The organism is Pseudoflavitalea sp. G-6-1-2, from assembly GCF_012927185.1.
Classification (GTDB): domain Bacteria; phylum Bacteroidota; class Bacteroidia; order Chitinophagales; family Chitinophagaceae; genus Pseudobacter.
Window position 1 is genome coordinate 441,798 of sequence record NZ_JABBGB010000003.1, and the last position, 23,738, is coordinate 465,535.

Annotated in this window: 16 protein-coding genes; 13 read left to right on the forward strand and 3 right to left on the reverse strand. The window is 46.7% G+C overall.

What is annotated here, in order from left to right; genetic code table 11:
* Positions 1 to 172 precede the first annotated feature (172 nt).
* The 5 genes from HHL16_RS19040 (at position 173) to HHL16_RS19060 (ending at position 7,371) form a co-directional block, all read left to right on the forward strand.
* The gene (locus tag HHL16_RS19040; protein ID WP_169426933.1) at positions 173 to 979 is read left to right on the forward strand and encodes a murein L,D-transpeptidase catalytic domain family protein; all 807 of its coding nucleotides are present in this window, start codon (positions 173 to 175) and stop codon (positions 977 to 979) included.
* 103 nt (positions 980 to 1,082) lie between these two features.
* Positions 1,083 to 2,057 carry a Gfo/Idh/MocA family oxidoreductase gene (locus HHL16_RS19045; protein WP_169426934.1) on the forward strand — a complete coding sequence of 325 codons (975 nt, stop codon included), beginning with the start codon at positions 1,083 to 1,085 and terminating at the stop codon, positions 2,055 to 2,057.
* On the forward strand, positions 2,050 to 3,480 hold the full coding sequence (locus tag HHL16_RS19050) for a sugar transferase (RefSeq protein ID WP_169426935.1): 1,431 nt from the start codon (positions 2,050 to 2,052) through the stop codon (positions 3,478 to 3,480). The genes HHL16_RS19045 and HHL16_RS19050 overlap by 8 nt, the downstream gene beginning before the upstream one ends.
* 51 nt (positions 3,481 to 3,531) lie before the next feature.
* Positions 3,532 to 6,441 (forward strand): M1 family metallopeptidase, encoded by a 2,910-nt coding sequence (locus tag HHL16_RS25350; protein ID WP_169426936.1) that lies wholly within the window; start codon positions 3,532 to 3,534, stop codon positions 6,439 to 6,441.
* A gap of 12 nt (positions 6,442 to 6,453) precedes the next feature.
* Positions 6,454 to 7,371: a GNAT family N-acetyltransferase gene (locus HHL16_RS19060; RefSeq protein WP_169426937.1), complete on the forward strand. Its 918-nt coding sequence runs from the start codon at positions 6,454 to 6,456 to the stop codon at positions 7,369 to 7,371.
* Between the two features lie 897 nt (positions 7,372 to 8,268).
* Here HHL16_RS19060 and HHL16_RS19065 read toward each other — a convergent pair.
* Both HHL16_RS19065 and HHL16_RS19070 read right to left on the reverse strand, forming a co-directional pair.
* The gene (locus HHL16_RS19065; protein WP_169426938.1) at positions 8,269 to 8,949 is read right to left on the reverse strand and encodes a 2-C-methyl-D-erythritol 4-phosphate cytidylyltransferase; all 681 of its coding nucleotides are present in this window, start codon (positions 8,947 to 8,949) and stop codon (positions 8,269 to 8,271) included.
* 30 nt (positions 8,950 to 8,979) lie between these two features.
* On the reverse strand, positions 8,980 to 9,366 hold the full coding sequence (locus HHL16_RS19070; protein ID WP_169426939.1) for an STAS domain-containing protein: 387 nt from the start codon (positions 9,364 to 9,366) through the stop codon (positions 8,980 to 8,982).
* Between the two features lie 95 nt (positions 9,367 to 9,461).
* Between HHL16_RS19070 and HHL16_RS19075 the strand changes: the two genes are divergently transcribed.
* The 5 genes from HHL16_RS19075 to HHL16_RS19095 all read left to right on the forward strand — a co-directional run bounded on the left by HHL16_RS19075 (position 9,462) and on the right by HHL16_RS19095 (position 17,516).
* Complete coding sequence (locus HHL16_RS19075) at positions 9,462 to 11,990, forward strand: ATP-dependent Clp protease ATP-binding subunit (RefSeq protein ID WP_169426940.1); 2,529 nt, start codon at positions 9,462 to 9,464, stop codon at positions 11,988 to 11,990.
* A 488-nt stretch (positions 11,991 to 12,478) separates the two neighbouring features.
* A complete protein-coding gene (locus HHL16_RS19080) occupies positions 12,479 to 13,030 on the forward strand; it encodes a hypothetical protein (RefSeq protein ID WP_169426941.1) in 552 nt (183 codons plus the stop codon).
* A gap of 75 nt (positions 13,031 to 13,105) precedes the next feature.
* Positions 13,106 to 13,783 (forward strand): (d)CMP kinase, encoded by a 678-nt coding sequence (gene cmk, locus HHL16_RS19085; RefSeq protein ID WP_169426942.1) that lies wholly within the window; start codon positions 13,106 to 13,108, stop codon positions 13,781 to 13,783.
* Between the two features lie 511 nt (positions 13,784 to 14,294).
* Positions 14,295 to 15,023 (forward strand): hypothetical protein, encoded by a 729-nt coding sequence (locus HHL16_RS19090; RefSeq protein ID WP_169426943.1) that lies wholly within the window; start codon positions 14,295 to 14,297, stop codon positions 15,021 to 15,023.
* A gap of 27 nt (positions 15,024 to 15,050) precedes the next feature.
* Complete coding sequence (locus tag HHL16_RS19095) at positions 15,051 to 17,516, forward strand: T9SS type A sorting domain-containing protein (protein WP_169426944.1); 2,466 nt, start codon at positions 15,051 to 15,053, stop codon at positions 17,514 to 17,516.
* 80 nt (positions 17,517 to 17,596) lie between these two features.
* Here the strand turns inward: HHL16_RS19095 and HHL16_RS19100 are convergent, their stop codons facing one another.
* Entirely contained in the window at positions 17,597 to 17,956 is a 360-nt protein-coding gene (locus HHL16_RS19100) for a nuclear transport factor 2 family protein (protein WP_169426945.1), read from the reverse strand.
* Between the two features lie 90 nt (positions 17,957 to 18,046).
* Here HHL16_RS19100 and HHL16_RS19105 point away from each other — a divergent pair, with 90 nt between their 5' ends.
* The 3 genes from HHL16_RS19105 (at position 18,047) to HHL16_RS19115 (ending at position 23,731) form a co-directional block, all read left to right on the forward strand.
* On the forward strand, positions 18,047 to 18,667 hold the full coding sequence (locus HHL16_RS19105; protein ID WP_169426946.1) for a sigma-70 family RNA polymerase sigma factor: 621 nt from the start codon (positions 18,047 to 18,049) through the stop codon (positions 18,665 to 18,667).
* A gap of 54 nt (positions 18,668 to 18,721) precedes the next feature.
* Positions 18,722 to 19,909, forward strand: a complete 1,188-nt coding sequence (locus HHL16_RS19110; protein WP_169426947.1) for a FecR family protein — start codon at positions 18,722 to 18,724, stop codon at positions 19,907 to 19,909.
* A 282-nt stretch (positions 19,910 to 20,191) separates the two neighbouring features.
* A complete protein-coding gene (locus HHL16_RS19115; RefSeq protein ID WP_169426948.1) occupies positions 20,192 to 23,731 on the forward strand; it encodes a SusC/RagA family TonB-linked outer membrane protein in 3,540 nt (1,179 codons plus the stop codon).
* Positions 23,732 to 23,738: the final 7 nt, after the last annotated feature.

Here is a 23,738-nt window from a genome sequence, read left to right on the forward strand (position 1 = left end):
TACCGGGTTCTTCATTTCCAAAATAGCGTACATTTGCCCCGGTTCAAATAGTAAAAATCCAGGATTGCCCTGATAATTCCCAGGGCAATTTTTTTTCCGTTTTCCCGTTGATAGAAAATATGCGGTAGTAGCACGCATGATTTTTTGACCGTTTAAAAATGGCTGGAGTCCAATGCAGTTTGTAAAAGTTTCCCGAAAAACCGGAATTAAGAAAAAGAGGTTAAGGCTGGCCGCAATTGTACAGGCGGCTGTGTTAGGGTTGATCATCGCCCTCCAATGGTCTTTTGTTCCATCTACTACCGATGGTACCACCTCCATCAAAGGCAGGAATCTGTTCTTTGCCCCATCTCCGATCGGCAATATCGAGTACCGTGCACTCGCATGGTCGCTTTCCAAAATGAGTGTATACGACAGTCTTCACCTCGAAGAACAGGGGTTGAGTCGTACTGTTTTTCAGATGGCGCTCAAAGGAATGGAAAAGCTCCAGAAAGCCGGACTGATCCGCGATAATATTCTCTCCATAGCAGATTTCAGCAAACCCAGCAGTGAGAAGCGTTTGTTTGTGATCGATCTCAATAACTACCAGATGTTGTTCCATAGCCTTGTAGCCCATGGCAACCGCTCAGGAAGGGAGATGGCCAGTGTGTTTTCGAATAAGCCATCGAGCAACAAGAGCAGTCTTGGGTTTTACATTACCGGCAAAACCTATCAGGGCAACAACGGTTACTCATTGAAGTTACAGGGTGTTGAGAAAGGCATCAATGATCTGGCAGACCGCAGGGCGATTGTGGTACATGGTGCAGACTATGTTTCTGATCGTTATATTCAGAGCCAGGGATTCATTGGAAGAAGCCAGGGCTGCCCCGCAGTTCCCAACGAAATCAGCCGTCCGCTGATCGATGAGATCAAAGACGGAACGGTGCTGTTCATTTATCATCCCACAACATTTTATACCTCCCGGTCCAGGTTGGTGAAATAGTCTCAAAACCGGCCTTAGTTATTCACATCCACGTACCTGTTGGTAATAAAAATCCGTTATGTAAGCGGCTGTATCGTTTATCTTTGGCCATTAAATTTTTACAATGCTAAAGGTAGGCGTATTCGGCACAGGCCATCTGGGTAAGTTCCATCTGAATAACTGGAAGGAGATGAAAGATGTAGAGCTCGTTGGGTTCTATGACCCATCAGATGATGCAGCTCAACAGGTAACGGAAAAGTATCAGCTCCCCCGGTTTCTCGATCCGGAATTACTGATGGATGCAGTGGATGCTGTAGACATCGTAGCTCCCACCACTTTCCATTTCGACCTCTGCAGAAAAGCCATCCGTAAAGGAAAGCATGTATTTGTTGAAAAGCCCCTGGCCAATACCATGGAAGAGGCGCGCGAACTGGTTAAACTCGTAAAAGAGTCGAATATCAAGTTCCAGGTAGGGCATGTGGAGCGATTCAATCCTGCATTCCTTTCGGTAGCAGAACTCGATCTGCAACCCATGTTCATCGAAGTGCATCGCCTGGCCGAATTCAACCCCAGGGGTACTGAAGTGAGCGTGATACTCGATCTGATGATCCATGATATCGATATCATTCTGAATCTGGTAAAAAGCGAAGTGAAAATGATCTCCGCCAGCGGTGTAGCCGTTATGACGGATACTCCCGATATTGCCAACGTTCGTATCGAATTCAATAATGGATGCGTAGCCAACCTTACCTCCAGCCGCATTTCGATGAAGAAGATGCGCAAAATGCGTTTGTTCCAAAAAGATGCGTATATTGGCATGGACTTCCTTAACAAGAAATCCGAAGTAATCAAGCTGAAATCTCCGCATGATGTAGATGCTTTTTCGTTTGATCTGGATACACCACACGGTAAACGCACCATAGCCGTGATCAACCCCCAGGTTCCTGAAGTTAATGCGATAAAAAAAGAATTAGAAGCTTTCCGTGATTCAATCGTCAGCAATTCACCCACAAAAGTATCTGAGGTGGATGGCTACAGGGCGATGGACGTGGCGCATCAGATACTTCAGAAAATAAAAAACAATAGTATTGTTGCATAAACCTTCAAAAGGGACAGAAAAACCAATACATAGTGCCTGGTATCTGCTTGGTGATTACCTCGCAGCAGTAACAGGCTGGGTATTGTTTTACTTTGCCCGAAGGTACTTTCTGCACGAGCGCATTGTAATAGATCATAAAGTTATTCTCAACGACCGTTTCTGGCTGGGCATCGTTATCATTCCCATCGGCTGGGTGATGTTCTACTCCATTACGGGCGCCTACAATTCGCTCTACCGCAAATCGCGGTTGAGCGAATTCTCTTCCACTTTCCTTTGTACACTCATCGGTTGTACCGTGGTATTCTTTGCGCTGGTGATCAATGATCCGCAACGGGACTACACTTATTTCTACAGCGCACTCGGAACCTATATCACCGCACAGTTTCTGCTTACCTGGGCAGCCAGGCATCTCATTCTGTCGAAAGTGAAGCGGCAGCTGACACAGGGCAATGTTTATTTCAACACCCTGCTGATCGGAGGCAATTCCGTTGCTACCAGAATTTTCAAGGAAACCCGCGATGGGCTTGCGTTGGAAGGTTTCCATTACAAAGGCTTCCTCGCTGCCGGCCAGGAGCCTAACGGCATCAGGGAATATCTTCCTCAATATGGGTCTTATCAGGATATGGCCGAAGTGATCGACGAGAACCAGATAAAACTTGTAGTGATCGCTGTAGATAAAAACGAGAAGCAACAGATCAATCACATCGTACAAGTGCTCAGTGAAAAAGATGTGGATGTGAAGATCGTTCCCGATACCCTCGATATCCTCGCAGGAGGGGTGCGTACCACCAACGTAACCGGCGCGCTGCTCTCGGATATCCGTACAGAGCTGATGCCCGAATGGCAGCAGAATATCAAGCGGCTGATAGACGTGATGGCAGCCCTGCTCAGCCTGATACTGCTTTCTCCATTTCTGGTGTACACCGCCATCCGCGTAAAACTATCCTCTGCCGGTCCTGTGTTCTATTCGCAGGAAAGACTGGGATACCGCGGACGCCGTTTTCAGATCCACAAATTCAGAAGCATGTACCATCCGGGTGAAGCCAATGGTCCGCAACTCTCCAACGACGATGATCCGCGCATTACCCGCTGGGGAAAAACCATGCGCAAATGGCGGATAGATGAACTGCCTCAGCTCTGGAATATCCTCAAAGGCGAAATGAGCCTGGTAGGGCCCAGACCCGAACGCGAACATTATATCGGCAAGATCCAGCAACTGACACCTTATTACAACTATCTGCTGAAAGTGAAGCCCGGCCTCACTTCGTGGGGAATGGTGCAGTTCGGTTATGCCAGTACTGTAGATGAAATGATCATACGCATGAAGTACGATCTCATCTACATCGAAAACATTTCACTGGCGCTCGACTTCAAGATCATGCTGCATACCCTTCGCATTCTCTTTCTGGGCAAGGGCAAGTGATTTGCTTTGTATCTCCTTTGTAATCCCTTATTTTTGATAAAAGGTACCTACGTGCACAGACTCTTACTGATACTTGGCTGCTGCTTTCTGTTTCAATCCTCTCTTTTTGCGCAATCTGCTTACTGGCAACAGGAAGTGAATTATACGATCGATGTTAGTCTTGATGACAGAGAACATGCACTCAACGGCATGATGAAACTGCAGTACGTAAACCATTCTCCCGACACGCTTCGGTTTATCTGGTTCCATCTCTGGCCGAATGCATTCAAGAACGATCGTACCGCATTCTCCGATCAGCTGCTCGAAAACGGCAAAACCGATTTTTACTTTTCCGACAGAGAGAAGCGCGGCTACATCAACCGCCTCGATTTTCGCGTGAACAATTCGCGCATACACACAGAAGATCATCCGCAGTTTATCGATGTAATAAAAGTGTGGTTGCCGGAGCCGCTGGCTCCCGGTGCAGGCACATCGATCACCACACCTTTTCATGTAAAACTGCCCGCCATATTCAGCAGAACCGGATTCAAAGGCAATGCCTATCAGATCGCATACTGGTATCCGAGACCAGCGGTGTACGACCGCAAAGGATGGCACGAAATGCCTTACCTCGATCAGGGAGAGGGCTACAGTGAATTCGGCAGCTTCGATGTACGCATCACCGTTCCCGAATACTTTGCGGTGGCCGCCACCGGCGATCTCGTAATGGGCACATACGGTGCAACAGGCACGCTCAAGGGGCCGCCGCCACCCGCAAAAAAGAAGCATCCTTTTCTCATGGAAAAGAAACCCATGAGGAAGCCTGCTGCTGCAAAGCCGGCATTCAAAAAGAGAGCTCCGGAAAAGAATCTGATCATTCACGACGATGGCACCACCATCAACGATGCATTGGCCAATGCTGCAAAGGATGCTGCCAATGCACCCGCTCAAACCCGAACGCTTCAGTTCAAACAGAGCCGTGTTCACGATTTTGCCTGGTTCGCCAATCCTGATTTTGTAGTGGAGCAGGATACGCTTGCACTCCCTTCGGGAAGGGTCATCAAAACAAATGTGTTCCGTCTTCCCCGCGAAAAAACAGCCTGGACCAGAGCCATGCACATGCTGAAGAAAAATATCCTCCATCGTTCAGAGCTGATCGGTGAATATCCATACAATGTAGTGAGCGTAGTGGAGGCTCCCATCGGATTCGAGGGAGGAATGGAATATCCTACCATCACCAGCATAGCATCTGTGAACGGTGCAAGAGAACTCAATCACCTGATCGGCCACGAAGCCGGTCACAACTGGTTCTACGGCGTTGTCGCCTCCAACGAACGCGATCATCCCTGGATGGATGAAGGGCTGAACACTTATTACGATCGCCGTACCGCCCCCAAAGCACACGACGAAAGTTCATTCATCCACAACCGCATTCCGGAAGATCAGGGCAAGATCATCATGACCATCCTCGCCAAACAACGCAGCGATCAACCCATCGAAACCCATGCGGCCGACTTCACCTGGGTCAACAATGCCGTGATACCATATATGAAAACTGCGCTCTGGCTCGAAAAACTGGAGAAGCAATTGGGCACACCGCTGTTCGACAGCTGTATGCGCACTTACTTCCGCGAGTGGCAGTTCAGGCATCCATCACCCGACGATTTCAGAAGAGAGATGGAGCAGACTTCAGGTCAGGATCTCGGCAACATATTCAGCGAGCTCAACAATAAAGGAGAGATCGATCCATACACCGGACCGAAAAAACTGAAACCTGCCTTTCTCTTCAATCTGAAGGATGCCGACAAAGTGAACTACATCAACTTTTTCCCTGCCGTAGGATACAACACGTACGACAAACTGATGGCCGGTGTGATCGTTCACAACTACATGCCGCCATTCCAGAAATTCCGTTATGTGCTTGCGCCACTCTATGCTTTTGGCAGCAAGCAGGTGAACGGAGTGGGAAGGATCGGCTACACCTTTTTTCCTCAGGGACTCAACCGCGTTGAGATCGGAGTGGGTGGCGCACGCTTTTCCACGCTTGAAGGTATCGACAGCAACAACAACAAAATATTCGGCGGATACTATCGCTTCACGCCGCAGGTGCGCGTTACATTCCGCAACAAAACTGCCCGCAATTCCATCGAGCACTGGCTTGAGTGGAAAACCTTCATCATTGGTGAGCAGGGCTTCCGTTATGCAAACAGCACTAAGGACGATCAGTTCCATCCCTACAAAGGAAAAATGGAGCAGAGCTATATCAACCAGCTCACATACAATATCACCAACTACCGCGTGCTTTATCCATACGATGTGCAGTTGCAGGTGCAGCAGGGCAATGGCTTCTATCGTGCCAGCGCCACCGGAAACTACTTCCTCAATTATGCAGATGGGGGAGGGTTGAATGTTCGCGCTTTCGCAGCCAAATTCGGTTATCTCGGAGCACGCACTACCGAAAAAGAATTCCGCACCATGCGCTATCAGCCCAAGCTGACGGCAGTACGCGGAAACGAAGACTACACCTACAGCAATTACTTCATCGGCCGCAACGATTTTGATGGTCTCGGCAGTCAGCAGATAATGATGCGCGATGGCGGACTGAAATTGCGCACCGATCTTTTTCAGGATCTGCAGGGCCGTTCAGACAACTGGATTGCTTCCATGAACTTCAGTACATCACTTCCGCTGCAGCTGTTTCCTGTTCCGCTCCCCATTAAATTTTTCCTCGATCTCGGCACCTATTCCGATGCCTGGAAAAAGAATGCAGCTACCAGCCGGTTCCTGTATGTGGGTGGCATTCAGTTCAGTCTCTTCAAAGACCTGCTGAATATTTATGCGCCGCTTGTGTACAGCAGTGAGTTCCGCGACAATCTGAAAACAGTTCCTGAAGAGAATAAATTCCTGAAGAAAATTTCCTTCAGCATCGACATTCAGCGACTCGATCTCCGCAAGCTCACCAAAATGCCTTTTTCACTCTAGTGTGATGTTCCAATGGATCGGCATCACACCATACGATACATTCTCCGCAAAGATCTCGACATTCAAAAATGGGATCGGTGCATCAGTGCATCCACTAACGGATTGCCGTATGCGTATGCAGCGCATCTCGATTACATGAGTAAAAACTGGGATGCTCTTGTGCTCAACGATTACGAAGCTGTGATGCCGCTCACTTACAATAAAAAGTACGGCATTCATTATCTCTATCAACCGGCTTTCACAGCGCAACTCGGTGTATTCGGCAACAATCTCAGTGCAACGCTCATCAAAGCTTTCGTTGCTGCCGTCCCCAAAAAATTCCGGCTGATTGAAATAGAGCTCAATCAGCACAACGATGCTGCCGAACTCACGGGGGCTACGCTACGCAACAACTACGTACTCGATCTCAACAAACCCTACGACACTATCACTGGTCTGTACCGCGACAATATCAAACGCAACATCAAAAAAGCGCAGCAGGCCAACAACCGTTACGCTACCAACATCGCCGTTGAAGAAGTTATTGCATTATCCCGTTCGCAAATGCAATCCATTTCCAATCTCACGGAAACAGATTACGACAATTTTGCAAAGCTCTTCCATCAGCTTCAGCCGCAGGGCAAAGCGCTTGCCTGTGGCGTTTATACAACGGCTAATCAGCTCATAGCGAGTTGCGTTTACTTCATCACCAACAACCGGGCCTGCTACATTATGGTGGGCAATCATCCGAATGGCAGAACTGCTGGTGCATCGCATTACCTCATCGACCGTTTCATTCACGATCACTCGAATCAACATCTGCTCCTCGATTTCGAGGGATCAGACATCCGCAATCTGGCATTCTTCTATGGAAGTTTCGGCGCTACGTTGGAAACATATCCTTCACTTCGCATCAACAGGTTGCCTGCGCTCATCCGTTGGCTCAAATGATGTTGATTATCCTTCTCATTTATGCTGTTTTCTGAAAATGATTGTATGCTAACTGAAAGGTTAGTTATTGATTGTTGTGCCGTTTCGGGTGTTGCCCGATCAGTCCGACAAATATGCCGGGCAGTATTGTAACTCCGATGATCTATGTCAGGTAGGATGGGACGATAGAGCAGGGCTCAGATTCCGTGCAACATATTCGAAGGTCCTGATCGGGCAACCCCGAAACGGAGGATCTCCCGAAGTAAACTCAGCAAGCTGCGTCGATGATGAATACCCGAAACGGGTCAAAGAGTCTGTCAACAATAATCAAGAAATTAGAAGAATGGAGGATTGTTTGGGAAACCTGGTGCGGAAATTTTACTGAATATGTTCAATGCAAAGAGGAATAAGAAGGGCCAGAGTAGCGCAGAATTGTGTGAAGCTGCTTTTCGCACCTGCCCCTTCAGCGGTTCGCCTCAAAGGGATATGCAACGCGGCCTTTGAAATATAAGCGAAGAAGCTGAATTGCATTCTACTGTCCCATCTTCCCCCACAAAAGTCAAATAATTATTCTCCCGCGGCGGTTTATTTCATCGCCCGCGTTGCATATCCCTTTGAGAAGACAAACCAAAAGCAGGAGACAAAATTCCAAACAGCAAAGCAATATTTCCTCAGCCACCAAAATATGGCTGATCGATAATTGATTGCAGATGTTCGATAAGAAATTCGCTTACGCGATCAGGTTTTATCAGTCTTCGCTGTAGATGAAAAAATATAAGTCATTCGCGAGACGCGGGCCACCGGGCAGTCGCGAAGTAAATTCGACAAACGTTCTTCAGGCAGTCGCTAAGAATGTTGAGACGCTCTGTTTTGGCAGTCTCCGGTTGATCAAAAGCAAATTCAATATGTTCCGTCGTGCTAAATTCCCATTTCGCGCTCTTCAAGGATCTTCTCTGCAATGAGAATATCTAAAGGCCGCGTAATCTTGATATTTGTCGGTTCTCCCTCCACCAGATGGATCTTTACGCCGAGGCGTTCCACCACACTGGCTTCATCGGTAAAGCTATCATCATATTCCTGCTCGAAGGCCGCTTTGATAAGATCGGAATAGAAAGTTTGCGGAGTCTGAATGATGCGCACTTTGTTACGGTCTACAGCTGCATTGCCTCCGAAGGTTTCGATACGGATGCTGTCCACTGCCGTTACCGCAGGTATTGCATTGCCGCGTTCCTGAGCGGTATCGTAACAACGACGGATCAGTTCGGGCGTAAGCAGGCAGCGAACACCGTCGTGCACAAATATGATGGAGTTCTGGTGAATATGGTCGAGTCCGTTCTTTACAGAGTGGAAGCGGGTTTCGCCTCCTGTTGTCATCCAGATGCGGTCGGGATCGGAGGTAGAACGCAGTATCTCATGCCCGGTCTGCAAATGTGCTTCCGGCAGAACGAGAATAATGGTGAGGTCATCGAATGCTTCGAGGAAGGCATTGAGTGTATACCAAAGCACGGGTTTATCGCGCAATGGCAAAAACTGCTTGGGCAACTGGGTACCCATCCTCAGGCCGGAGCCGCCGGCTACGATCACAGCAAATTTCTTCATAAGCGTTGGTTACCCGGTTAATTCTTGTTATCAGAAATCATTATCGTTGCCGCCAAGCAACTCCCTTTCGATTTCTTCCATCTGAACTATATCCCAGGCTTCACTTTCTGTGGGAGTGATGTTCAGCATATCCAGCATGTCGAGCTCTTCGAGCTTTTCACTTACAGATGGCTGAAGCTCACAGAGAACAAAGCTTGCCTGATGCTCATAGAATGTCTGATGCATCTTTAACAATTCTTCGGCAGCAGCTTCGTCCACAGATTCGATGTCTTTCAAATTAACAATTACGTTTTTAACGTCAATTTGGAGGAAAGGAAGCAGACTTTCACTCAGTTCCGCTGTCATATTGCCAGAAAGATCTGGTTCTGTGATGTAAATGACATGGAATTTTTGCTTGGTATCAATTTTGACCTTCATAACACACTTAGTACTTGTTAACAACCGTTAATAATACGGTCAGAACAGAAGTCAAAATTATTTGTTATTATTGTATAACACAACAAATTATAAAAATGGACAACAATTTTTCAGCCCAGGTGAAAGAGATCATTTCGTTTAGCAGGGAGGAAGCTTTAAGGCTGGGGAACGATTTTATCGGTACCGAACATTTGTTGCTGGGGTTGATCCGGGAAGGCGAGAACACGGCCGTCCGTATTCTGAAGAGTTTCAATGTTGACCTTTATGAGCTGAGAAAGGAAGTTGAAATGGCTGTAAAAGATAAAACCGGAAAGAACATCGCGAACATAAATAGTTTACCCCTAACCAAACAGGCGGAAAAGGTAATTCGTGTAACCGTGCTCGAAGCAAAAGCTTTGAAGAGCCCTACGGTAGAAACCGAACACTTGATGCTCTCTATTTTAAAGAACAAAGAAAACATAGCTACTCAAATCTTAAATCAATTCGACGTGGATTACGATCTTTTCAGAAATGAACTAGGCGTAGTGAAAAGCAACGACGTACGAAGTGAGTATGCTGATGAAGGTGAGGATGATTTTGATGAAGAGAAAAAATATTCGCAACAGAAACGCAGTGCATCCGGCAATGCCAAAAGCAAAACACCGGTGCTCGATAATTTCGGTCGCGACATCACCAGACTTGCAGAAAACGGATCACTCGATCCGATCGTAGGCCGTGAAGCAGAGATCGAGCGTGTATCGCAGATCCTCTCTCGCCGCAAAAAGAACAACCCGATCCTTATCGGTGAACCAGGTGTTGGTAAAACCGCTATCGTGGAAGGATTGGCGTTACGCATCGTGCAAAGAAAAGTATCACGGGTTCTGTTCGACAAACGCGTGATCTCTCTCGACCTCGCCGCTCTCGTGGCCGGTACCAAATACCGTGGTCAGTTTGAAGAAAGAATGAAAGCGATCATGAACGAGCTCGAAAAGAACAGAGACGTGATCCTCTTCATCGATGAGATCCACACCATCGTTGGCGCCGGCGGCGCTTCCGGTTCACTGGATGCATCCAACATCTTCAAACCTGCACTCGCAAGAGGCGAACTCCAATGCATCGGCGCTTCTACGCTCGACGAATACAGAATGTATATCGAGAAAGACGGAGCACTCGACCGCCGCTTCCAGAAAGTAATGGTTGAACCACCTTCTGTGGACGAAACCATTCAGATCCTCAACAATATCAAGAGCAAATACGAAGACTATCACAACGTTACTTACAGTGACGATGCCATCGAAGCCTGCGTTAAGCTCAGCGACCGATACATCACAGACCGTCTGTTGCCAGACAAGGCCATCGACGTTATGGATGAAGTAGGCGCACGCGTTCACCTCAAGAACATCAACGTTCCAAAAGAGATCCTCGATCTCGAAAAGAAGATCGAAGATGTAAAAGTTGAGAAGAACAAAGTAGTAAAGAGCCAGAAGTTTGAAGAAGCTGCTTCTCTCCGCGACACTGAAAAACGCCTCCAGGAAGAACTGGAAAAAGCCAAAGCAGGTTGGGAAGAAGAAAGCAAACACAAACGTTATCCGATAGACGACGAAGCCATTGCAGAGGTGGTGAGCATGATGACCGGTATCCCCGTTAAACGGATGGTACAGGCTGAAAGCGATAAACTCCGCCGCATGTCTGAAGATATGAAAGGCATGGTGATCGGTCAGGATGAAGCCATCGACAAAGTGGTGAAAGCCATCCAACGTAACCGCGTAGGTTTGAAAGATCCGAAGAAACCAATCGGAACCTTCATCTTCCTCGGACCTACAGGGGTTGGTAAAACAGAGCTCGCGCGTTCACTCGCCCGCTATATGTTCGACTCAGAAGATGCACTCATCCGTATCGATATGAGTGAATACATGGAGAAATTCACCGTGAGCCGCCTGATTGGTGCGCCTCCGGGATATGTAGGATACGAAGAAGGTGGTCAGCTCACCGAAAGAGTGCGCCGCAAACCTTACTCGGTGATCCTGCTCGATGAGATCGAGAAAGCACACCCGGATATCTACAATATTCTGTTGCAGGTACTCGACGATGGTCAGCTTACCGATGGTCTCGGCCGTAAGGTGGATTTCAAGAACACTACCATCATCATGACCTCCAACATCGGTGTACGCCAGTTGAAAGATTTCGGAGAAGGCGTAGGTTTCGCTACAGCAGCGCGTACGCAGAGCTCCGATGAAAACAACAAGGCGGTGATCGAGAAAGCGCTGAAACGTACTTTCTCTCCTGAGTTCCTCAACCGTATCGACGATGTGATCATCTTCAACTCACTCACCAAAGACAATATCTTCAAGATCATAGATATTCTCATGAAGGGTGTTACCAAGAGACTTCAATCACTCGGCTTTACACTGGAGCTCACAGAAGATGCGAAGAACTTCATCGCTGAAAAAGGATACGATGTACAGTTCGGTGCACGTCCGTTGCACAGAGCCATTCAGAAGTATCTCGAAGATCCGCTTGCTGAAGAAATTCTCAACATGCATATCAAAGCAGGAGATGTGATGATCGCTGACCTCGACAAAGAGAACAGCAAGATCACTTTCACTATTCAGCAGCAGCCGAGCAAAGAAAAATCAGAAGCATAAGCTTAAAATAGTTTTTCACTACAAGGAAACACTTAGGCTCCGCCGTGAGGCGGGGCCTTCTTTTTTGCGGTATATCCGGCTCGGTTATGCTAAATCGGTATAGTACCCTGCATACTCCTGCAACATTCCAGAGAAAAACGCAGTAACACACAACTTTTGCGATAAAGTGTCGTTCTATGGATAAGTCCTTCGGTTTCCATGCAGTAATATGGCCCTGGTATCTTCGCGATACTGATCCCCTCTGATTACAGGTACGAATTCATTTTCAGTACCGCACAGGAACCAGGTGACTTGACCGTAGTGAGTCCACTTTGTCGTCGTCCACTACATAATTGAGAGAGCGGGCCAGTTTACTGGTCCGCTTTCTTTTTGTGTTTATCCGCCAGGCTATTGCTGTCCTTCTTCGATAATTAACTGCCTGCGGTTACCACATCTTTCATTCTATATTTCCCGTACATGGTTCATTCATTCTGCCAAAGCAGCTGACTATGATTAACCAACTCTTTGAAGAAAAAATGATGGTGCCGCCTGTGGCAGACACCAAAGAAAAATTTGAGATCGAGAAACTTAAACTCGAGATAAAACGACTGAACAGACCTGTGTGGAAATCTGCAGGTTTCTGGACTTCCTTACTTCCCATTATCATTTCAATCGGAACACTGGTGATACTTTACCTCAATGGCACATTCGATTCCAGAGCGAGAATGCTGGAACTGAGAAAAGAAAACCTTTCTTATGAGATCAATACTTTCGAGCGAAGAAAGGAAACATTGGTGAGTGAGAATCTTTCATTGCAGTTCAAACTGATGCGGCATCAGAGGTTGTTGGATACGCTACACTTAAAGAACGCGGGCAAGGACAAGCAGCTGGCGCATTTCAGAGAGAGGTACAACAATGCCATTGAACTGATCAGGCTTACTTCGCTTCAGGACAGTCTGGAAAGAGCGGCAGGTATCCTGTTCGGATCGGCCGCCCCAGTTAAGAAAGAATTGAGTCCGGAGGATATCTGGTCTGATACCAGCTCTGTGCTGAAAAAATAATCTGAATCAGCCGGCTGAGGTTTGCCGCAACGGCTATTGCCAATTGCCGCTTTTTCTGCATTTTTGCAGCGTACCATGGATAAGAAGATCATCATCACCATCGACGGCTGGAGCAGCTGTGGCAAAAGCACCCTTGCAAAACAACTCGCAAGAGAATTAGGATATGTGTATATCGATAGCGGCGCAATGTACCGTTCCATCACACTTTATTTTCTACGTAACCATATCGACTGGACCAGCGCCGAAGCTGTTCACGAAGCGCTTGGTCATGTAAAGCTCGAATTTCACGCCAATCATAAAAACGGGCAAAGCGAAATGTTCCTCAACGGCGAGAACGTTGAATACGTTATCCGCGATCTCGTAGTGGCAGAAAAAGTAAGTGAAGTGGCAGCTATCCGCGAAGTGCGCGAATATGCCGTGAAGCAACAGCAGGAAATGGGAAGAAAAAAAGGTATTGTGATGGATGGACGTGATATCGGTACAGTAGTTTTCCCCAATGCAGAGCTCAAGATTTTTATGACGGCAGATAATGCCATCCGTGTACAACGCAGGTTCAAAGAACTCTACGAAAAAAATCCCAACGTAACCATCGAAGAAGTGCGTGCTAATCTGGAGATGCGCGATTATATCGATTCGCATCGCGAAGTAAGTCCGTTGCGTCAGGCAGAAGATGCGCTGGTGCTGGATAATTCGGGGCTTACTATTCGTCAGCAGTTGGATATTGCATTGGGGTGGGTGAAGGAGAGATTATAAGAATAGTGAACTGAAAATAACAATAATGAAAACCCGGCAGCGATGCTGGGTTTTTTCGTTTACAGATAAGCGAAAGTGATTATACTGACTGTTATTTTTTTTGAATTATTTTTTATTTGCATGTGCAAAAAATAGAGTGAGTATCCTCATTAAATTTCTGTTTAGTATTTGTACACCTAATTTCTTTTTACTAACCTTGCATATACATTAGCAATTCTCTTCAGCCCATCTTCTGTTTTTCTTTTACCTATTTACTGTAACAAACAACTTTTGTTACGAAGCACTTTTATACATTAAAATTTTTGACTGTGAAAACAAATTTCATCGTGCTTGTGGGCGTGTGTCTGTACTTAATTACCATCATTCAATTCTTTAATCGGATTTCTTAAGCCATCATTTTTTCTGCAAACAGTATTGTTTCCGAAAAAGCATTAACCGCTGTTTTATATATCTGATGTTCTCCTTATGGGGGGATAATCACTCTTATTGTTCATTTTAAATACTTATTCAAATGAAAAGAATTCTTCTTTCTGTATCAGTTGTTATTAGTGGATTTACTGCAATGTCACAATGGACCACTCTCGGAAATGGTAATGTGCATACTACCAATCTTAATACCAATGTTGGCATCAATACCAACACTCCGGGATATGCATTGGATGTGAATGGCTGGATGCATGGCAACAGCACGCTTCTTATGGATACCAAAGTTGCAGGTGATATTACTGTGCACCTCAAGGGGCCCGTTGGCAGAGGGCCAAATCTGGTACTTCAGGGTGGTGGCACTGGTCAGGTTGCCTACTGGCTTACAGGAGATAATACTGCCCTTAAAATTGGTGGTAATGGCTGGAATGAGCCTGCTATTGGCGCCATCAATGTGCTGGTAAATGGTAATGTGGGTGTGGGTACTGCAACTCCCGGATCGTTTAAACTGGCTGTGGAAGGAATGATCGGCGCCCGTGAAGTGAAGGTCACAGTAGCCAATCCCTGGCCTGATTATGTTTTCAGCAAAGAATATAAGCTGATGAGTCTGGCAAAGCTGGAGGAATTCATAAATAGAAACAAACACCTGCCCAATCTGCCATCAGCGCAAGAAGTAGAGGAACAGAAGGGGATTGAGCTTGGTGACGTCACTTCAAAATTACTAGAAAAGATAGAGGAGCTCACACTGCATGTTATTGAACTGAATAAGAAAATGGAGATGCAGGCGGAGGAGATCAACAAGCTTCGTAATAAATAATGTTCAATGAATGAAAATAATTTTTTTATGAGTCGAATCTTTAAAAACATAACAGCATTGCTGATATGCCTGATTGCAGGTAAAGCATATTCGCAGTGCGGTGATTATTCGGGAAACCTGAATGACCTGCCAGTATGTGGTTCCTATGGAGATGCCAATGGAGTATCTAACTGGAAATGGGAAATCACCGATGTGAACGACCCCGATTACTGTAAGATGTGGTATGCAAGAACCAGCAATACCAGCAATAAAACAGCAATGGGATCTCCATTTGTGAATGCTACCACACAATCCCTCGATGCTATTTCCAAAGACAAAGATTTTACAAAGGCAAAAGGGTGGGAGCTGCTTAGGCGGGAGTTCGGTTGTGATAAGGTTGTGGCTTATCCATATTTCATACTGTATAACAAATACAATGGAATGATGCGGATTTTTGTTTATCAACCAGAAAGCCAGACTTCTTATTCCGGGATTATGTTGCAAATGGAGCCAACTACGTTTTCGTATCCTGCAACTACTGCTTTTGGCGATATTCCTTCTGCTGCTACGGACAAATTTCTCGCTAATCCCAATACATATGGGAAGATGGTGGTAGCCGTAGGAGAGCCGGGCGGATCGAGTCGTTGGACTATGGCAGAATACAATATGGCGTTTGATCCTAATATTCAGAATGCGGTGTATAACGGCTCGAGACTGAGCATTAAGATTTTTGGAATCATCGTATCAGAAATCAAGAGTAAGATTACAGGCACCAGTATTACCTCAAATCAGCCTATTTCCAATTTCAGTTATAAGCCAGCCAGTTCGCCTACTACTTCAGACAACCTGAGCTATGAATTTAAAACGGCGGGAGAACGATTTACATCTTTCTCAAAAAATATATCTGGGTTTAGGTCTTCGTTAAATAAAGCAGCGACTGATGTATCAAATGCGTTAAACGGCGCTGCTGCCAGTAGCGGACTTGGAAAAATCAGAAACTTTGCAGAAAAGATCAAATCTATATCTTCAACAGATGGGGCACTGGGGCAAAGCATGGATCAATTCAGTAAGGGACTGAAAGGCTTCGGTGGTGCACTCAATCTGGTGGGGTCAGTGATTGGTATGTTCGAATCGGGAGGTGGTGGACCGTCTGCTGCTCCAACCTATACTTCCTATAATCTGGAATTGACAGGAACGCTTACCTCAAAAATAATTATCAATACACTTATTCTTGCAATTCCTGGTACTAATCAGCCAGATAACAATAATGCAACCTATTATCGTTGTCCATTAGGTATTCTCAATCTGAAAACTACTCCGGTATTGGAAAAGGTTGCTTATAACAGGTATTGTGGAATCAGCTATGGATTTGATGGCAGGGAATACGAGAACCGGAAATCATATATTTCCTATCGGGTAAAAAATAATCTGGATCTGTCCTTTAATGCATCTTTTGGCCTGGAGCTTGTATCGGCCGAAGCTGCACTTGTTGGAGAAGTGAAACCTACCACAGTAAATGGTGTAGTGAAAGCATCGTACAATCCATTTAAGCCGCATAATAACGGAAGCGGTTCTCTCGATGCATATGATTTCAATCATATGCTGGCAGATTTTGAGTCAGAGCGGCTTGAGATCAGCAATTTTGATACTGAAAAAGAGCTGCATACTTTTCAAACACCCTTTGTTCCACTCGGATGTTTTAAAGGCAGGGCAATGACTGTAAGATTTACGACTAATGTATATGTGCGTGTAAGAGCGGTATTGAAAAAGGCCAATGATCCGACTGCCAAACCAATTTTTGTTGTTAAGGATTTTCTGGTTGACATCGATCCGAACAGCATTCCTGCCAATCAGGGCTATGAAGGTTCCTCCATTGAGGTAATGCCACCCTATGCAAATTATACACTCCCGTTTCCTGCACGGTATGATGGCAATATGGACGTAAATGCGCCTTTGTTTCCTTTCAATACCACCAAGATATACGATGGTGAATACAGATCGGTCTTCAGTATCGTTTCTCCAGCTACAACCAGGCCTATCATAGTAGAGGCTGGTCAAAATATTCTATTCAGAGCAGGCGGAGAAGTAACGCTTAAACCTGGATTTGAAGTAAGATATGGAGCCGAGTTTATGGTCTCCAATGATTTCGGGCAAAGATTATCATGTGAAACTGTGAATGCGGAAGCTTATCAGAATCCATCCAACTGTTATAATACGAGTATTACTGCACTTCGGCTTGCCCCGGAAAATGCAGAGGCTGGCCCTGTTCCTGCCGCCGGTCTCAAAGTATTTCCATCCCTTAGCAAGGGTACTGTAAATATCACCAGTGATAATTTACGCAATGCAAATATTATTGTAGCCGATCAGTCAGGAAGAGTAGTGCATTCTCAACTGATCAGATCCGATAGCAGGCAAGTTGAATTGCACCTGCAACATCTTACCAATGGTTTGTATTTCATAAAAGTAAACGCCGGAGGAAAGATTACCACTACCAAAGTGATGATCAGCAAATAGCACTGTTGCTGAATGAAGCGCATGTAAGTCCATACTTTCTTTTACAGGAAGTATGGACTTCTTTTTGTCTTATATCTGCCTCATACAAAAAACTGCTCCGACACCACTTTCCCATCCTTCACCGTATACACACATAACTCCGGCATATTCATTCTTCCGGTTCCTTTCATGGTTACATCCATTCTCAACACAAACGCAAATGAATCTCCTGCAATAACCGGCTCACCCACTTCGAGGCTATGGATCTCTTCCACCATGCCATTGAACTTTTCGCCTTTGGCGATAATATTCTTCAATCCCCTCGTTTCTTTTTCGAAATTATCTGTGGCGTAAGGCTCTATGCTTACAACATCTTCAGCATACAATTCATGCTGGGCCTGAGCCCATTCGCCCTTGCGGCAGTAGTCGGCCAGCTTGCCGGCAATCTCTTTTGTTGTCATGGTTAATGCTTTGATTACAGAAAATGCAAATATTTTGCCAGCAGCTTATTATCTTGCCATTACTTATTACAGCCCCGAAACGCAGACTCCATGAGCCCCGTTACGCATATGGTTAAGGATGAACAGCAACTGCTCCACCAGATTGTGCAGGGAAGCGAACGTGCTTTCTGCTCACTCATGGCTGTTTATGAGCGTCCGTTGATACTGTTTATCGAACGCCATGTAGATAACACGCTGATGGCCGAAGAGATTGTACAGGATATCTTTCTCAAGATCTGGCTCACCCGCGAAGCGCTCGCTTCAGTAAAAAATTTCCGGTCCTGGCTTTTTGTAATTGCCCGCAACCATGCGTTGAGCTGCCTCCGGTCGCAGATACGGCTTCGCAACCGGCATTCGGCCTGGCTCGATTATGCGGGCATGCAGCCGGATGAATCGAACGCAGATGCGGCAAACTCCAACATTATCGATCTGATAGAGCAGGCCATTGCAGCGCTGCCCGATCAGCAGCGACGTGCATTTGAGCTGGCCCGTCGCAAAGGACTTACCTACAGAGCGGCCGCAGATGAGATGGGCCTTTCACCGGAGACCATCAAAAAATACCTGCAGCACGCCACCAGTTCGGTTGCTGAATTTGTGAAGGCCCGTTCGGCCGGAATACCCGATATCACCATCGCCTTGATCCTTCTGAATATTTTTTTTCATAGACCATAGCCCCGATTGCATAACTGCGGCGTCCTATGGCTACCATAACATCCGTGCATTCAAATGAAATCATCATTGAAAGAACTCTATCTGCGCTGGTTCAGCGGAAAAGCTTCTGAGCAGGAGCAGGCCGAACTGTTCAACCGGGCGGCTGATGAAGGCCCCACAGACGAGCTCAACGATGCCATGTACGAAGCATGGAATGCGCTGTTCAACGATACCGATGCCATTCAATCCGGCCGCAGCAGCATTGCGGAGCGGGTGGTGAAATTATTCCCTGCCGAAGCTCCTGTAAAGCGCATCAACCGGCGCTGGTGGGCCATTGCAGCCGCAGCAGCTGTGATAGCGCTGGTGGGTACCGGCATCTTTGTTATGCAGACTAGGCAGCCGGCAAAACAGCAGGTTGTGAACAACCGGTTACCCGATAAAGAACCTGCACAGGATGGAGCAAGGCTTCAGCTTGCAGACGGATCGGTGATTACACTCGATTCCATGTCCGACGGATTGATCACGCACGAAGGAAATACTGCCGTGAAACTATCCGGCGGAAAGCTCATATACGATGCAGGCGCCAGTACCGAACTGAAGTACAATACCATGACAACCCCGGCCGGCCGCAAATTCAGGCTCACTCTGCCAGACGGTACACAGGTTTGGCTGAATGCAGCTTCCTCTCTCAGATACCCTACTGCATTTGCAGGTGATGAGCGTCTGGTAGAAATAAAGGGTGAAGCTTATTTCGAGGTGAGCAGGGATGCAGCAAAACCATTCAGGGTAAAAACTGATGGACAGCTGATCGAAGTGCTGGGTACAAGATTCAACGTTAATGCTTACGAAGACGACCATGCCGTTAGTACAACATTATTATCCGGCAGTGTATCGGTGAAGTCAGCAGGCAATGCGCCTGTATTGCTGCAACCCAGGCTCCAGGCGGTTTCTGACAGAAACTCCGGCCAAACGGAAGTAGCAACTGCCGATACCCTCGATGTAATGGCCTGGAAAGAAGGCGTGTTCAGATTTCACAATACCCCCCTTATCCTCATCATGCAACAATTGCAACGCTGGTACGATGTACGTGTTGAAGGAGATATTCCCAACATGCACTTTACCGGTGTAATCAGCCGCAACAGTCCACTTACCAAAGTGCTGCACTTTCTGCAATTCACCAGCGAACAGCAGAATGTACGCTTCGTACTTACACTGCAGCCTCCGGGCAGCAGAGAAAAAGACAGGATAACCATAATAAAATAGTACCGTAAGGGAGGACGGGAAATTTCAATGAGTTAAGATACTGATCCTAAAAACAAAACCGGAAATGCGCTAACATTCCCGGCGGAGTAAGAGCTTACAAGGCTGCATGGTCACACGCAAATATGAAATGCAGTACCTGTATTGTAATTGACTGAATCAACTAGTAGTAAACCCAAACTGATCGAAGTTATGAGAGAAATTGCATATCCCCAAGTAGGGGGTAGGTTCTGCCATTCCCCGCAACCAAACGGACTTGGCAGGATAATTAAAACGCTGCTTATTATGAAACTAACCGCACTGATGCTGCTGGTTTTCTGTATACAGGCAAGCGCCAACATAAAGGCCCAGTCTGTATCGATTGAAGGAACGCGAATGCCCCTGAACCGTGTGTTTGAAGTGGTTCAGCAACAAACCGGTTATCATTTCCTCTACAGTAATGAAGTGATGCGTAAAGCTATGCCGGTTACCATCCGGGCAAAAAGCCTTCCCCTTGCGCAGGTGCTCGACAGCATCTTCCGCAACCAGCCCCTTACTTACATCATTGACAGCTCCAACACTATTCTGATTAAGTCGAAACCAGCACTTCCCATTTCCGCAGAACTTATTGCTGCTGAAAAACAGATTACCGAAATCACCGGTAGTGTTACCGATTCTGCCGGCAACCCATTGCAGGGAGTGAGCGTTAGAATCAAAGGACTTACCAAAGGTGGTACCGTTACCAATGAGAGAGGCGCTTTTCTGCTGAAGTCTGAGAACCCTTCTCCTGTGCTGATCTTCTCCTTTGTAGGTTATGATACCAGAGAAGTGCCGGCCAACAACCGTACTTACATCGAAGTGATGCTTCGCGCCTCCAACAAAAAAATGGACGAAGTGGTGGTAACCGGCTATCAGCGTATCGAAAGAAGAAGCCTCACTTCTTCCATCTCTACGGTGAATATGGAGAACCTCAAAACCATCAATCAACCGAGTCTCGATAAACTGTTGCAGGGGCAGGTGCCGGGCATGACCATCATGAGCACTTCCGGAGCGCCGGGCTCTGTGCCTCAGATCCGAATCCGCGGTACATCAACCATCAGCGGAAACGTGCAGCCACTCTGGGTTGTAGACGGCATCATTCTCGATGATCCTATAAACGCTTCTGTGGATGATATTGCCAAGAACAGAAACCTCATCGCATCCGGCATTGGTGGCATCAACGTAGAAGATATCGAAACCATCAGCGTACTGAAAGATGCAGCTGCCACTGCCATTTACGGTACCAAGGCGGCCAACGGTGTAATTGTGGTGACTTCCAAAAAAGGAAGCAGCGGCAAAACCCGCATGAACTTCAACAGTTATCTCACCATGGGCATGCGTCCGCGCATCGAAGATGCTTACATGATGAATTCCAAAGAACGCATCGATGTAAACCTCGAAATGATCAGCCGCGGACTGCTCAATGCAGGCTCAGGTAAGAACGGTCAATACGGAACCATTTCCGATTTCGAACGCTACTTTGTGGATGTGCACGACAGAAAGATCAGCTGGGCACAATTCGAAGATAAAGTAAGACAACTCGAAGAAGTGAATACCGATTGGTTTAAAGAGCTGTTCCGGAATTCCATCACTACCCGCCATAACCTCAGCATTTCCGGTGGAAACGAAAAAACAACTTTCTACATTTCCGGAAGTTACATGGACGATCAGGCAACTGCTAAGAAAACCGGACAGAAAACCTACACCGGATCAGTAAAAGTATATACAAGATTAACGAAGAACCTGCGCGTAGGAGCATTGCTCGATGTGAATGTTCGCGATAACAAAAGCTTCTTTGCCACTGATTCCCGCGAGAACCCATTTGAATGGAGTATCTATACAACCCGCGCCCAGAATGCATTTGATGAGAATGGTAAATACAACTATTTCTACTACAATGGCATGAAGTACAACTTCATGGAGAACCGTGAATTCGGCTGGAGGAATTCAAAAAGTTCAGGGCTTCGCGGTACTGCGGACATTGAATGGCGTCCTGTAAGAGGACTGCTTTTCAACAGCCTTTTCAACTTTACCAGACAGAATACTTCTGAAGAAGATGTGGCCACAGAGAACAGCTACTTTGTTAAGAGGCGCCAGCAGGATGTTACCAGCATTGTTGATTATACGTCTGTACAATTATGGAAAGAGGGTGGATACAAAAAAGGCCGTTCAACCATCAACAGCTCGGTTACTTTCCGCAACCAGCTTTCTTACATGCCTAATCTTGGATACGATCACAGGATCGATCTGATGGCAGGTCAGGAGTTGCGCAAATCACTCTATGAAGATGAAACCACTGAGATCTACGGATATGTGCACGAAAGAGGCCGTCAGCAGGTTCCTCAGTTTGAGCTGATGAAATACCTCGGCACACCATATTGGAGACAAGGTCTCAATCAGTCTGCAGCAGTATCGTACTTCGGCGTAGCCGGATATACATTCCGCAACAGATACACCGTGAGCTTCAATGCCCGTACCGACGGATCTAACCGCTTTGGTCTGAAAACAAATAAACTGTTTCAGCCGCTCTGGGCAGTCGGAGCTAACTATCAGCTGAAAGAAGAAAGCTGGTTTGCAGATAAAGAATGGATGAGTTACCTCACCCTTCGTGGTTCTTACGGAAGTCAGGGTAACGTTGCCGCACAAGCGTATTCGGATCTCGTAACCAATATTGGTGCATCAGACGGACTGAATCCTAATGCCTATCTCACCATCAATGCTCCCCGCAATCCGAACCTCAAATGGGAGATGAACTACACTACCAACCTCGCACTTGAATTCGGATTCTGGAAACGCCGCCTCACCGGTACTATCGAGTACTACAACAAAAAAGGAATGGACCTGTTGGGTACAAAACAGGTGTCGCAGGTATCAGGTTTCACTACTGTGCAGGTGAACTGGGCATCCATGAAGAACAGCGGATTTGAATTCTCACTGAACGGTATTCCTGTAGACGGAAAGAATTTCCGCTGGACAGTCAACGCCAATGCAGGTTTCAATAAAAACGAAGTACTGGATGTTTACTCTGTACCAACCGTAAATACATTGACGGATGCACAAAGAACCAGCTATGCTTCATCAGCAGTAGTCGGCAAACCGATAAACGGACTCTGGAGCTATCGCTATGCAGGCCTCAACAAAGACGGAAGAGCAACTTTCTACACCAACAAACCCGGGCAGACCGTGCTCTATGGCATGACTTCACCCGATGGACTTACCTACTCGGGCACTACCATGCCAACCATGCAGGGTGGGTTGACCAACTCATTCTACTATAAAAAGTTCACGCTGTCTGCGCTCGTGATCGGCAGCTTCGGTAACGTGATCCGTCTGCGCAATTTTGCTCAGGGCAGCGGATTTGGATTCCCCGAGGCCACACAGAACCTGCCACGCGAATGGGTGAGCCGCTGGAGGCAACCGGGTGATGAAGCACATACCGATATCCCCAAATTTGAATCAGATCCCTGGGATTTTGCAGTAACCGGTGCTAATCCCTACAACGGACGCATGTATGATAATAGCGACCTCCGTACTGTGAATGGAGATTTTGTGAGGCTGCAGAATGTGAGCATCAGCTACGATTTTTATACGAAAAGACTGAGAGCAGCAGGGGTTCAGAATATCCGCTTCATGCTGCAGGGCAATAACCTGCATGTATGGAAGAATGATCGCCTCAAAGGACAAGACCCCGAAGCAACAGGCTCTGTAATGAAGTACGATGCTACCAACTCAGCCAATGTGAGTTTTGGAAATACTTACCTGCCATTGCCACGCAGTTTCTCATTCTCAGTATCTGTTCAGTTCTAAACTACAC

Excerpts from the sequence above, each read along its gene's own strand:
- HHL16_RS19040 (WP_169426933.1), top strand. The coding sequence starts at position 173 with ATGCAGTTTGTAAAAGTTTCCCGAAAAACCGGAATTAAGAAAAAGAGG.
- HHL16_RS19045 (WP_169426934.1), top strand. The coding sequence starts at position 1,083 with ATGCTAAAGGTAGGCGTATTCGGCACAGGCCATCTGGGTAAGTTCCAT.
- HHL16_RS19060 (WP_169426937.1), top strand. The coding sequence starts at position 6,454 with ATGGATCGGCATCACACCATACGATACATTCTCCGCAAAGATCTCGAC.
- HHL16_RS19065 (WP_169426938.1), bottom strand. The coding sequence starts at position 8,949 with ATGAAGAAATTTGCTGTGATCGTAGCCGGCGGCTCCGGCCTGAGGATG.
- HHL16_RS19070 (WP_169426939.1), bottom strand. The coding sequence starts at position 9,366 with ATGAAGGTCAAAATTGATACCAAGCAAAAATTCCATGTCATTTACATC.
- HHL16_RS19075 (WP_169426940.1), top strand. The coding sequence starts at position 9,462 with ATGGACAACAATTTTTCAGCCCAGGTGAAAGAGATCATTTCGTTTAGC.
- HHL16_RS19080 (WP_169426941.1), top strand. The coding sequence starts at position 12,479 with ATGATTAACCAACTCTTTGAAGAAAAAATGATGGTGCCGCCTGTGGCA.
- cmk (WP_169426942.1), top strand. The coding sequence starts at position 13,106 with ATGGATAAGAAGATCATCATCACCATCGACGGCTGGAGCAGCTGTGGC.
- HHL16_RS19090 (WP_169426943.1), top strand. The coding sequence starts at position 14,295 with ATGAAAAGAATTCTTCTTTCTGTATCAGTTGTTATTAGTGGATTTACT.
- HHL16_RS19095 (WP_169426944.1), top strand. The coding sequence starts at position 15,051 with ATGAGTCGAATCTTTAAAAACATAACAGCATTGCTGATATGCCTGATT.
- HHL16_RS19100 (WP_169426945.1), bottom strand. The coding sequence starts at position 17,956 with ATGACAACAAAAGAGATTGCCGGCAAGCTGGCCGACTACTGCCGCAAG.
- HHL16_RS19105 (WP_169426946.1), top strand. The coding sequence starts at position 18,047 with ATGAGCCCCGTTACGCATATGGTTAAGGATGAACAGCAACTGCTCCAC.
- HHL16_RS19110 (WP_169426947.1), top strand. The coding sequence starts at position 18,722 with ATGAAATCATCATTGAAAGAACTCTATCTGCGCTGGTTCAGCGGAAAA.
- HHL16_RS19115 (WP_169426948.1), top strand. The coding sequence starts at position 20,192 with ATGAAACTAACCGCACTGATGCTGCTGGTTTTCTGTATACAGGCAAGC.